Source organism: Pseudomonas sp. NBRC 111127 (assembly GCF_001320345.1).
GTDB classification, from domain to species: Bacteria; Pseudomonadota; Gammaproteobacteria; order Pseudomonadales; family Pseudomonadaceae; genus Aquipseudomonas; species Aquipseudomonas juntendi.
In genome coordinates, this window is sequence record NZ_BCBD01000179.1 from 1 (window position 1) to 11,249 (window position 11,249).

13 protein-coding genes are annotated in these 11,249 nt (G+C 60.5%); 5 read left to right on the forward strand and 8 right to left on the reverse strand.

Going from position 1 to position 11,249, the window contains the following annotated elements:
- The first annotated feature begins 143 nt into the window (after positions 1–143).
- Complete coding sequence (gene grxD, locus APH30_RS23505; protein ID WP_009684557.1) at positions 144–479, forward strand: Grx4 family monothiol glutaredoxin; 336 nt, start codon at positions 144–146, stop codon at positions 477–479.
- Positions 480–534: 55 nt separating this feature from the next.
- On the opposite strand, the gene bfr is transcribed toward grxD, so the two are convergent.
- On the reverse strand, positions 535–1,008 hold the full coding sequence (bfr, locus tag APH30_RS23510; RefSeq protein WP_009684558.1) for a bacterioferritin: 474 nt from the start codon (positions 1,006–1,008) through the stop codon (positions 535–537).
- A 199-nt stretch (positions 1,009–1,207) separates the two neighbouring features.
- Positions 1,208–1,426, reverse strand: coding sequence for a bacterioferritin-associated ferredoxin (locus APH30_RS23515; protein ID WP_009684559.1), 219 nt, complete (start codon positions 1,424–1,426; stop codon positions 1,208–1,210).
- A gap of 223 nt (positions 1,427–1,649) precedes the next feature.
- On the opposite strand from APH30_RS23515, the gene APH30_RS23520 reads away from it, so the two are divergent.
- A complete protein-coding gene (locus APH30_RS23520) occupies positions 1,650–2,252 on the forward strand; it encodes a peroxiredoxin (RefSeq protein WP_054913913.1) in 603 nt (200 codons plus the stop codon).
- A gap of 101 nt (positions 2,253–2,353) precedes the next feature.
- On the opposite strand, the gene rnt is transcribed toward APH30_RS23520, so the two are convergent.
- Both rnt and pyrC read right to left on the reverse strand, forming a co-directional pair.
- Positions 2,354–2,965: a ribonuclease T gene (gene rnt / locus APH30_RS23525; protein WP_232108621.1), complete on the reverse strand. Its 612-nt coding sequence runs from the start codon at positions 2,963–2,965 to the stop codon at positions 2,354–2,356.
- A 59-nt stretch (positions 2,966–3,024) separates the two neighbouring features.
- Positions 3,025–4,071 (reverse strand): dihydroorotase, encoded by a 1,047-nt coding sequence (gene pyrC, locus APH30_RS23530; protein WP_054913914.1) that lies wholly within the window; start codon positions 4,069–4,071, stop codon positions 3,025–3,027.
- Positions 4,072–4,200: 129 nt separating this feature from the next.
- On the opposite strand from pyrC, the gene APH30_RS23535 reads away from it, so the two are divergent.
- Together APH30_RS23535 and APH30_RS23540 are read left to right on the forward strand one after the other, a co-directional pair.
- Positions 4,201–5,148 (forward strand): OmpA family protein, encoded by a 948-nt coding sequence (locus tag APH30_RS23535; protein WP_054913915.1) that lies wholly within the window; start codon positions 4,201–4,203, stop codon positions 5,146–5,148.
- A gap of 171 nt (positions 5,149–5,319) precedes the next feature.
- On the forward strand, positions 5,320–6,537 hold the full coding sequence (locus APH30_RS23540) for an argininosuccinate synthase (protein ID WP_029886602.1): 1,218 nt from the start codon (positions 5,320–5,322) through the stop codon (positions 6,535–6,537).
- A gap of 247 nt (positions 6,538–6,784) precedes the next feature.
- Here APH30_RS23540 and APH30_RS23545 read toward each other — a convergent pair whose 3' ends face one another.
- Positions 6,785–7,258, reverse strand: coding sequence for a hypothetical protein (locus tag APH30_RS23545; protein ID WP_054913916.1), 474 nt, complete (start codon positions 7,256–7,258; stop codon positions 6,785–6,787).
- Positions 7,259–7,622: 364 nt separating this feature from the next.
- On the opposite strand from APH30_RS23545, the gene APH30_RS23550 reads away from it, so the two are divergent.
- Positions 7,623–8,246 carry a response regulator transcription factor gene (locus APH30_RS23550; protein ID WP_009684566.1) on the forward strand — a complete coding sequence of 208 codons (624 nt, stop codon included), beginning with the start codon at positions 7,623–7,625 and terminating at the stop codon, positions 8,244–8,246.
- Positions 8,247–8,292: 46 nt separating this feature from the next.
- On the opposite strand, the gene APH30_RS29200 is transcribed toward APH30_RS23550, so the two are convergent.
- The 3 genes from APH30_RS29200 to metG all read right to left on the reverse strand — a co-directional run.
- Positions 8,293–8,469: a PA3496 family putative envelope integrity protein gene (locus APH30_RS29200; protein ID WP_009684567.1), complete on the reverse strand. Its 177-nt coding sequence runs from the start codon at positions 8,467–8,469 to the stop codon at positions 8,293–8,295.
- Between the two features lie 104 nt (positions 8,470–8,573).
- Entirely contained in the window at positions 8,574–9,212 is a 639-nt protein-coding gene (nth, locus tag APH30_RS23560) for an endonuclease III (protein WP_009684568.1), read from the reverse strand.
- A gap of 93 nt (positions 9,213–9,305) precedes the next feature.
- The coding region (gene metG, locus APH30_RS23565; protein ID WP_054913917.1) for a methionine--tRNA ligase at positions 9,306–11,249 on the reverse strand (1,944 nt) is incomplete at its 5' end.

Sequence of the window (11,249 nt, forward strand, 5' to 3'; positions counted from 1 at the left end):
GTCGGGCAATGCGGCGCTCAATGGCGTACCTGTGCAGGTCGAGGCCGCTTGAGCGATGGCAAGGCCGAGCATGCTGCTCGGCTTTCCGTTACAATGCCTCACCGTGCCGACGATCGCGTCGGAAAGTTCAGCTGAGGTGCTAGATGGATATCATCGATACGATCAAAGAGCAGATTGCCAACAACACCATTCTGCTTTACATGAAAGGTTCGCCGAATGCCCCGCAGTGCGGGTTCTCGGCCAAGGCATCGCAGGCTGTGATGGGGTGTGGCGAGAAGTTCGCCTACGTCGACATCCTGCAGAACCCGGAAATCCGCGCCAACCTGCCAAAGTACGCCAACTGGCCGACTTTCCCGCAGCTGTGGGTGGCCGGTGAGCTGGTCGGCGGTAGCGACATCATGCTGGAAATGTTCGAAAAGGGTGAGCTACAGGCCCTGATCAAGGACGCCGCCGCCAAGGCCAAAGCTGCCGAAGCCTGATTTCGGCAAGCATGAAAAAACCCGCTGATCGCGGGTTTTTTTATGCAGCGGGTGATTACTCTTCGCCCATCTGCGATTGCAGGTAGTTTTCGATACCGATCTTGTCGATCAGCCCCAGCTGGGTTTCCAGCCAGTCGATATGTTCTTCCTCGGACTCGAGGATATCTTCCAGCATGTCACGCGAGCCGAAGTCACCCGCGGTTTCGCAGTGGGCGATGGCGGCCTTGAGATCGGCCAGGCCCTTGTGTTCGAGCTTAAGGTCGCACTCAAGCATTTCCTTGGTGTGCTCGCCGATCAACAGCTTGCCCAGGTCCTGAACGTTAGGGATGCCTTCGAGGAAGAGAATACGCTTGATCAACTTGTCAGCGTGCTTCATCTCGTCGATCGATTCCTTGTACTCGTGCTTGCCGAGTTTGTTCAGGCCCCAATCTTCGTACATGCGTGCGTGCAGGAAATACTGGTTGATCGCGACCAGCTCGTTTCCGAGGATCTTGTTGAGATGCTGGATGACGCTTACGTCGCCTTTCATTTGGGTTCCTGCCCTGTAGAAGTGTGCCAATAGCAGGAAGTTTGAGCCCGATGCGCAAGTGTGTCAAACCTAAGTGATTGAATAATAAATGAAAATTAATAGGAATAAGAATGTTTGTGAACCGCGTTGGTGCCCTAACTTATTGATATGTAGGCATAAAAAAACCGGACACTAGGTCCGGTTCTTGGAAATTCTGGTTTCAGGCGGTGGTGAATTCTACCGGGTAGGGCAGCGCGGCCTGGCTGACCTGCAGCTCGGTCAGGGTTTCGCGGACTACCTGCTTGGCCAGGCAGGCACATTTGCCACACTGGCTGGCGACATTGGTCGCGGCTCGCACATCCTTGTAACTGCAGCATCCTTCATAGATCGCGTCGCGGATCTGTCCGTCAGTAACGCCGACACAAAGACACACATACATAAGGGCTGACCATCGCTGGTTGAGTCGATGGGTTGGAGCTTAATGTTAATGAGAATGCTTGTCAAAGCACTTTCTGCAAGGCCTGTGCTTGAGCGACCGGCGGTTGCCTGCTCGTTGGATTCGGCCTGTCATCAGAAGCCGTGTATGATGGTCGCCTTTGTTGGATGTCGGGCAGGCCCGTCTGGCCCGGCAAACGGTTCTACACCCTCATCAGGAGATTACAATGAGCGTACTCGTTGGTAAGAAAGCCCCCGATTTCACCGTACCGGCCGTGCTGGGCAATGGCGAGATCGTCGACAGCTTCAACCTGGCTTCGGCCTCCAAGGGCAAGTACGGCCTGGTGTTCTTCTACCCGCTGGACTTCACCTTCGTCTGCCCGTCCGAGCTGATCGCCCTGGACCACCGCATCCCTGATTTCCAGGCGCGCAACGTAGAAGTGATCGGCGTGTCCATCGACTCGCACTTCACTCACAACGCCTGGCGCAACACCCCGGTCAACAACGGCGGCATCGGCCAGGTGAAGTACACCCTGGCTGCCGACATGACCCACGAAATCTGCAAGGCCTACGACGTTGAGTCCGAAGGTGGCGTGGCCTTCCGTGGTGCCTTCCTGATCGACACCAACGGTGTTGTTCGTTCGCAGATCGTCAACGACCTGCCGCTGGGCCGTAACATGGACGAACTGCTGCGCCTGGTCGACGCCCTGCAATTCCACGAAGAGCACGGCGAAGTCTGCCCGGCCAACTGGAAAAAAGGCGACAAAGGCATGAATGCTTCGCCAGAAGGCGTAGCCGCCTACCTGAGCGAGAACGCCGGCAAGCTGTAATTGCGGCGCGCATGAAAAACCGGCCCTGGTGGCCGGTTTTTTTGTGCCTGGGTGGTGGCTGCGGGCTTGTGTTGCGAAAGGGCCGCCAGGCGGCCCCCAGGTCAATCGTTGAAGTCGCGCCAGCCGCCCAGGTCCTTCCAGCGGTTGACGATGCCGCAGAACAGCTCCGCCGTTTTCTCGGTGTCGTACCGCGCCGAGTGCGCTTCACGCCCATCGAAGTCGATGTCGGCGCTTTGGCAAGCCCGCGCCAGTACGGTCTGGCCATAGGCCAGGCCGGCCAGGGTGGCCGTGTCGAAGCTGGAAAACGGGTGGAACGGGTTACGCTTCACGTCATTGCGCGCCACGGCCGCGTTGAGGAAGCCGAGGTCGAAGCTGCTGTTATGGCCGACCAGAATCGCCCGCTTGCAGCCATTGGCCTTCAGGGCCTTGCGCACACCGCGGAAAATATCGGTCAGCGCGGTTTCCTCGCTGACTGCCATGCGCAGCGGATGGTCGAGCTTGATGCCGGTGAACTCCAGCGCGGCCGCCTCGATGTTCGCGCCTTCGAACGGCTCCACCCGGTGGAAGTACGTGTGCTCGGGGAACAGGAAGCCTTTCTCGTCCATGCCGATGGTCACTGCAGCAATTTCCAGCAAGGCATCGGTGGCGCTGTTGAAGCCGCCCGTTTCCACGTCCACTACAACCGGCAGGTAACCGCGGAAGCGCTCAGCCATTGGATGGCGCGACCCGCTGTTGCCTTGGCTTTCCAGGTCGTCTTCGTAGAGGTCTTCGCTCACGCGTTTTCCTCCAGCAGGCGCCAGCGCAATTTCTCGCCAGCGCGCAGCGGCACCACGGTTTGCTCGCCGAATGGCAGGCTCTGCGGGGCGGTCCATTCTTCGCGGACCAGGGTGATGGTGTCGGTATTCGCCGGCACGCCATAGAAAGCTGGGCCGTGCAGGCTGGCGAAACCTTCCAGCTTGTCCAGCGCGTTGCGTTGCTCGAACGCTTCGGCGTACAGCTCGATAGCCGCGTAGGCGGTGTAGCAGCCGGCGCAGCCGCAGGCCGCTTCCTTGGCGTGACGGGCGTGCGGGGCCGAGTCGGTACCGAGGAAGAACTTCGGGTTGCCGCTGGTGGCTGCATCCAGCAGGGCCACCTGGTGGGTGTTGCGCTTGAGGATCGGCAGGCAGTAGAAGTGCGGGCGAATGCCACCGACCAGCATGTGGTTGCGGTTGTACAGCAGGTGTTGCGCGGTGATGGTCGCGCCAACATTGGCCGGTGCTTCGGTGACGAACTGCGCGGCATCGCTGGTGGTAATGTGTTCGAACACCACTTTCAAGGCCGGGAAGCGCTCGACCAGGCGGCGCATGTGCTCGTCGATGAAGCGCTTCTCGCGGTCGAACACGTCGATTTCGCTGCGGGTCACTTCGCCGTGCACCAGCAGCGGCATGCCGACCTCCGCCAATGCCTCGATGGCCGGGAAGATATTGTCGATGCTGGTCACGCCCGAATCGGAATTGGTGGTGGCGCCCGCCGGGTACAGCTTGGCGGCATACACGATACCGCTGGCCTTGGCGGCACGCACATCTTCCGGGCTGGTACGGTCGGTGAGGTACAGGACCATCAGCGGCTCGAAGCGGCTGCCTGCCGGGCGGGCAGCGAGGATGCGTTCACGGTAGGCACCGGCCTCGGCGGCGTTGCGCACCGGCGGAACCAGGTTGGGCATGATGATGGCGCGGGCGAAAGTACGCGCCACATCGCCAACGGTGTGGGGCAGGACGGCACCATCACGCAGATGGATGTGCCAGTCGTCGGGGCGCAGGAGGGTCAGGCGATCGGACATTGGGGATTCCAGGCGGGTCGAACTCAAGCCCCAATGCTACCGGAAAACCCTGGGCCGAGCACGGCTATCAAGTTTTCCGGTTGGCGTCCGATAGCCTGCAGGTAAGCCGTTGAAATTGTGGAGCCGCCCGTGCGCCAGCGTTACCTGACCCTGTTGACCCTGTTCGCGAGCCTGCCGGCTGCCGCGCTGACTTTTCAGACGCGCATGGAGAACATTGCCTGGAAGGTCGAGGGTGACCCGTTCGAGTGCCGGCTGATCCAGCCGATCGATGGCTTTGGCAGTGGTGAGTTCGTACGCCGGGCGGGCGAGCAGGCAGTGTTCCAGCTGCGCTCGGCCAGCAACATACTGGGGGCCGGCACTGCCAGCCTGCTGGCGGCGGCGGCGCCGTGGCAACCCGGTCGTGGTGATATCAACCTGGGTAGCGTGCGCATGGCCCGTACCGGCGTGTTGTTCAGTTCGTCGCAAGGCCAGGCCAGCCGCCTGATCAATGGCTTGCTCGACGGGCGCAGCACGGTGGTGCGCAGCTTTGCGGGCGAAGCTGGCCGGCCGATGGAGGTGCGGGTACTGCCGGTGAGCTTTGCCAAGGCCTACAGCGATTACCAGGTGTGTGCCGCCAAGCTGCTGCCCATGAACTACGATCAGGTGCGCCAGACCCAGGTCGGTTTCCCGGGCGGGGGCATCGAACTGGATGACGCGGCCAAGGCCAGGCTGGATGTGATTCTCGAATACATGAAGGCCGACCCTTCGGTGAACCATGTCGAGCTCAACGGTCACTCCGACAACAGCGGTAATCGCCTGACCAACCGCGACCTGTCACGCCGCCGGGCGCTGGCGGTGGCGGACTACTTCAAGGCTCATGGCATCAAGGATGAGCAGATCACCGTACGCTTCCACGGCGAGCGCTACCCGGTGGCCAAGAACAACACTGCAGCCAACCGGGCGCGGAATCGGCGGGTGAACATCGAGCTGGACCGGGTGGTGGTGCCTGAAAAACCGGTGGAGAAACCGACCGAGCAAGTCCCCCCTGCTGCTGCTGCTGCTGCTGCTGCTGCTGCTGCGCCGGCCAGGCAACCTTGAGGTTGGACAGCCGCGTGCACCGCAGGCCCTTGACTTGCCTGCCTCACTACCGTCCGTCGCCCCTGTGAAAGTTCTTGTCGCTTTGTCGTCAGAAGCTGTCGCGCCACTGTAAATTTATCGTTAACGCCGTTAGAATCGGTCCTTTTCCGTACAACCCCGTGGAGTGATGGCATGGCGGACGTAAAAAAGGTCGTACTGGCGTATTCCGGCGGCCTTGATACTTCGGTGATTCTCAAGTGGCTGCAGGATACCTACAACTGCGAAGTGGTGACTTTCACCGCTGACCTGGGTCAGGGCGAAGAGGTCGAACCGGCCCGCGCCAAGGCTCAGGCAATGGGTGTTAAAGAGATCTACATCGACGACCTGCGCGAAGAGTTCGTGCGTGATTTCGTGTTCCCGATGTTCCGCGCCAACACCGTCTACGAAGGCGAGTACCTGCTGGGTACTTCCATCGCCCGCCCGCTGATCGCCAAGCGCCTCATCGAAATCGCCAACGAAACCGGCGCAGACGCCATTTCCCATGGCGCTACCGGCAAGGGCAACGACCAGGTGCGTTTCGAGCTGGGTGCCTACGCGCTCAAGCCTGGCGTCAAGGTCATCGCCCCATGGCGTGAGTGGGACCTGCTGTCCCGCGAGAAGCTGATGGACTACGCCGAAAAGCACGGTATCCCGATCGAGCGCCACGGCAAGAAGAAGTCGCCGTACTCGATGGACGCCAACCTGCTGCACATCTCCTACGAAGGCGGTGTTCTGGAAGACACCTGGACCGAGCACGAAGAGGACATGTGGCGCTGGAGTGTCTCGCCTGAGAACGCCCCGGACCAGGCCACCTACATCGAACTCACCTACCGCAACGGCGACATCGTTGCCATCGACGGTGTCGAGAAAACCCCGGCAACCGTTCTGGCCGACCTGAACCGCATCGGCGGTGCCAACGGCATCGGCCGCCTCGACATCGTCGAAAACCGTTATGTCGGTATGAAGTCGCGTGGCTGCTACGAGACGCCTGGCGGCACCATCATGCTCAAGGCCCACCGTGCCATCGAGTCGATCACCCTGGACCGTGAAGTTGCTCACCTCAAAGACGAGTTGATGCCCAAGTACGCCAGCCTGATCTACACCGGTTACTGGTGGAGCCCGGAGCGCGTGATGCTGCAGCAGATGATCGACGCTTCGCAGGTCAACGTGAACGGTGTGGTGCGGCTGAAGCTGTACAAAGGCAATGTCACCGTGGTTGGCCGTAAATCGGATGATTCGCTGTTCGATGCCAACATCGCCACCTTCGAAGAAGATGGCGGCGCCTACAACCAGGCCGACGCTGCTGGCTTCATCAAGCTCAACGCCTTGCGTATGCGCATTGCCGCCAACAAGGGCCGTTCGCTGCTCTGATTGCTGGCCTGTGCCATGAAAGAACCCGGCTGCGGCCTAATGCCTGTCGGTTAAGCGTTACTGGGGCTGCTTTGCAGCCCTTCGCGGGCACGCCCGCTCCCACACGTTTAGCGCTGAACGCAAGAAATGCGCTATCCCCTGTAGGAGCGGGCGTGCCCGCGAAGGGTCGCGAAGCGGCCCCAAATTACTTAACTGACTGGCATTAGGCTGCGGCCGGGTTTTTTGTGCCTGCTCGAAATGAAGAGTTTCAGCTGCATGGGTTCGCGGCCTCACTGCCCAGTGGGCTGATGGACAATTGCGCGCATTGGCCTTTATCCACATTGCAAAAGCGCCAGGTGCGGGGTGGCGTTGGTGGTAGCGCAAGCGCTTGCAACAGTTGCTGTTCCATCAGGCGACAGGCATCCGGGCCAGAAAACATGAAGGTGACGGGCTCGCCTGGCAACCCCTCCTGCGGCATGGCAGCGAGGGCTTCACTGCTGGGTGGGGGCGCGCTGTCCGCTGCTGCCTTATTGGGTAGTGGGCTGTAGAACGACTTATAGTTGAAGTTGAGTGTCAGGAAAAACAGCGCGGTCAGGAAGAACGGAAAGCCCACCAGGAACCAGGTATAGAGCTTCTGGCTGGACTCGCTGAGAAAGGGCAGTGTGGCCAGGGCGGAGGCTTCGATGATCCCGGCGAAGATGGCAATGATCGTCAGCGGGGCGACAGGTTGTGCTTGGGTCATGGCGGCTGCCTCCAGCGGTTTTGCCCATCTTTGCCTTACTGCGCCGGGCAACTAAAGACTGGACTGCTTCCCGGTGCGCGACAACGGGCAAAGTCCCTGATCCACGCTTCACCCCGAAGTCGGGAAGGGGTGTTTCAGCCCCTGACAGTCTGTGCTCAAAGTGCAACTGGCCACCGGGTACACGGCTGTAATCGGTAATAAGGAATTTGTTTGTTACAACCATAGTCGCGATGTGTAGGAAGTTTCCGCAACTATTGTAGGTTTTGTCTGCACATGAGTTTCGTCGGCAAATCGCCGCGCCATCGGTCGTTCTGTCAGTTATCTTGGCGTGCCAAAGCCACAACAGTGAATGAATGGATGTCGCATGAATAAAGTGCTTATCGTTGATGATCATCCGGTCATACGCCTTGCCGTGCGCATGCTGATGGAGCGGCATGGGTATGACGTCGTGGGGGAGACCGACAATGGGGTGGCTGCATTGCAGCTGACGCGGCAACACCTGCCGGACATCGTGGTGCTGGATATCGGTATTCCGAAGCTGGATGGCCTGGAGGTGATTGCCCGCATGGCCAGCTTCAGCCCAGGCAGCAAGGTGCTGGTACTGACGTCGCAGGCACCCGGCAATTTTTCGATGCGCTGCATGCAGGCGGGGGCGGCGGGTTATGTATGCAAGCAACAGGAACTTACCGAGCTGTTGAGCGCAATCAAGGCGGTGCTCTCGGGCTACAGCTATTTCCCCAACCAGGCCCTGCATGCGGCCCGGGGCAGGGGCACGGGCAGCGAGGTGGACATGGTCAACCGCCTCTCGGCCCGGGAAATGACCGTGTTGCAACAGTTGGCGCGCGGGCGTTCGAACAAGGAAATTGCCGACAGCATGTACCTGAGCAACAAGACGGTCAGTACCTACAAGTCACGCCTGTTGCTCAAGCTCAATGCACGGTCGCTGGTAGACCTGATCGAGTTGGCGCAACGGCAAGGCCTGAGCTGAGCACAGGCCATGAAGCCTCCGGGCAGGAGGCTTTGCCAAGGTGGGGCTACAGGTCGTAATCGAAATCGGCAAGTTGTTTCTGCAGGCGCCGTTCTTCGAGCAAGTTGTCGATGGTGCGGCGTTTGCTGAGGTTGGTTTTTGCAGATTCCACCGGGGGCTCCGCGTCATCTTCTACGGCAACAAAATCATCTTCGATCGACAGGTCGTCTTTATCGGTACTCATGAGTCGCTCCAAGCCAAGGGGCCGTTGGCCGACCTTATAACCAGAAAGCAGGCGCTGGTAAAAAAGATTTTTTCAATCGCCTGCAGTGGTTTTCAGCTATCCGCTCAATCGTCAGAAGTTTTGTGCTTGTACTCGCACAGGTCTTCGATCCTGCAACTGCCGCACCTTGGCTTGCGTGCCTGGCAAACATAGCGGCCATGGAGAATCAGCCAGTGGTGGGCGTCCAGCAGGTAGTCCTTGGGTACGAACTTGACCAGTTTCTTTTCCACTTCCAGCACAGTCTTGCCCGGCGCTATGCCCGTGCGATTGCTGACCCTGAAAATATGCGTATCGACGGCCATGGTCGGCTGGCGGAACGCCGTGTTCAGCACCACGTTCGCCGTCTTGCGGCCGACACCTGGCAGTGCCTCCAGCGCTTCACGGGTCTGGGGTACCTGGCTACCGTGACGCTCGATCAGTAAGCGGCAGGCTTCGATGACGTTCTTGGCCTTGCTGTTGTACAGCCCGATGGTCTTTATGTATTCGCTGAGGCCTTCGACGCCCAGGGCATAGATGGCCTCGGGGGTGTTGGCGACGGGGAACAGGCGCGCCGTAGCCTTGTTGACGCCGACGTCGGTCGATTGCGCGGACAGTGTCACTGCCACCAGCAATTCAAATGGCGTGGTGTAGGCCAGTTCGGTTTTCGGGTCAGGGTTGTCTTCATGCAGCCTGCGAAAAATCTCCAGGCGTTTGGCGGCGTTCATGAATCAGAGCTTTCCTTGATGGCGCGCACAGGCCGGGATTGCCCCGGCCCGCCGCAGAAGCCAACGGGGCTGCCAGGCAGCCCCCACGGTCAATTACTTGATGCGCTGGCCTGGCTTGGCGCCGCTGTCCGGGCTCAGCAGGTAGATTTCTTCACCACCAGGGCCTGCCGCCATGACCATCCCCTCGGACACGCCAAAGCGCATTTTCCGCGGTTTCAGGTTGGCGACCATCATGGTCAGGCGGCCTTCGAGCTTGGATGGGTCCGGGTAAGCCGACTTGATGCCGGAGAACACATTGCGGCGTTCGTCCCCGATGTCCAGGGTCAGCTGCAGCAGCTTGTCCGCACCCGCCACGGCTTCGGCCTTGACGATCAGTGCCACACGCAGGTCCACAGCGGCAAAGGTGTCGAACTCGATTTCTGCCGACAGCGGGTCCTTGGCCAGCTCGCCGTTGCCTGCCGGGGCCTTGGGTTCGGCGGCCAGCAGGTCTTCCTTGCTGGCGGCGACCATGGCTTCGACCTTGGCCAGCTCGATACGGCTCATCAGCGCCTTGAACGGGTTCAGCGTGTGGTTTTCCAGGCGCGACAGGTGGTCGTTCCAGGTCAGCGGGGCCACGTTGAGGAAGGCCTCGGCGTCGGCAGCCAGCAGCGGCAGTACCGGCTTGAGGAAAATCACCAACTGGCGGAACAGGTTGATGCCCTGGGCGCAGATCGCCTGCACTTCGTCCTGCTTGCCCTCCTGCTTGGCCAGGGACCACGGCGCCTTGTCGGCGATCCAGGCATTGGCACGGTCGGCCAGCGCCATGATTTCGCGCATGGCGCGGCCGAAATCGCGGCCTTCGTAGGCCTCGGCAATGGACGGGGCGGCAGCCAGGAAGGCTTCGGTCAGTTCAGGCGCGGCATCACCGCTAACCATCACGCCCTGGTTACCCTTGTGGATGAAGCCGGCACAGCGGCTGGCGATGTTGACCACCTTGCCAACCAGGTCAGAGTTGACCTTCTGCACGAAGTCTTCCAGGTTCAGGTCGAGGTCGTCGACGCCGCGGCCCAGCTTGGCGGCGTAGTAATAGCGCAGGTACTCTGGCTGCAGGTGGTCGAGGTAGGTACGGGCCTTGATGAACGTACCCCGCGACTTCGACATCTTGGCGCCGTTGACGGTCAGGTAACCGTGCACATTGACGGCGGTCGGCTTGCGGAAGCCCGCGCCTTCGAGCATGGCTGGCCAGAACAGGGCGTGGAAGTTGACGATGTCCTTGCCGATGAAATGGTACAGCTCGGCCGTGGAGCCCTCGCGCCAGAACGCATCGAAGTCCAGTTCCGGGCGGCGCGCGCAAAGGTTCTTGAAGCTGGCCATGTAGCCGATAGGCGCATCGAGCCACACATAGAAGTATTTGCCCGGCTCACCCGGAATTTCGAAACCGAAGTACGGCGCGTCACGGGAGATGTCCCATTCCTGCAGGCCGGAGTCCAGCCATTCGGCCAGCTTGTTGGCGACTGCGTCCTGCAGCGTGCCGCTGCGGGTCCACTGTTGCAGCATGGCCTGGAAGTCGGGCAGCTTGAAGAAAAAGTGCTGCGAATCGCGCAATACCGGGGTGGCCCCGGAAATGGCCGACTTGGGGTTCTTCAGTTCGGTCGGTGCGTAGGTGGCGCCGCATTTCTCGCAGTTGTCGCCGTACTGGTCTTCGGCCGCGCACTTCGGGCAGGTGCCCTTGATGAAGCGGTCGGCCAGGAACATGCCCTTTTCCGGGTCGAAGTACTGGGTCACCGAACGAGTGGCAATGTGCCCGGCCTCACGCAGGCGCGTGTAGATGAGGCTCGACAGCTCACGGTTTTCTTCGCTGTGGGTGGAGTGGAAGTTGTCGAAGTCCACCAGGAAGTCGGCGAAGTCGCTGCTGTGTTCGGCCTGGACGTTGGCAATCAGCTGTTCCGGGGTGATGCCTTCCTTTTCCGCGCGCAGCATGATGGCCGAGCCGTGAGCGTCGTCGGCGCAGACGTAAATGCACTGGTTCCCGCGCAGCTTCTGGAAGCGTACCCACAT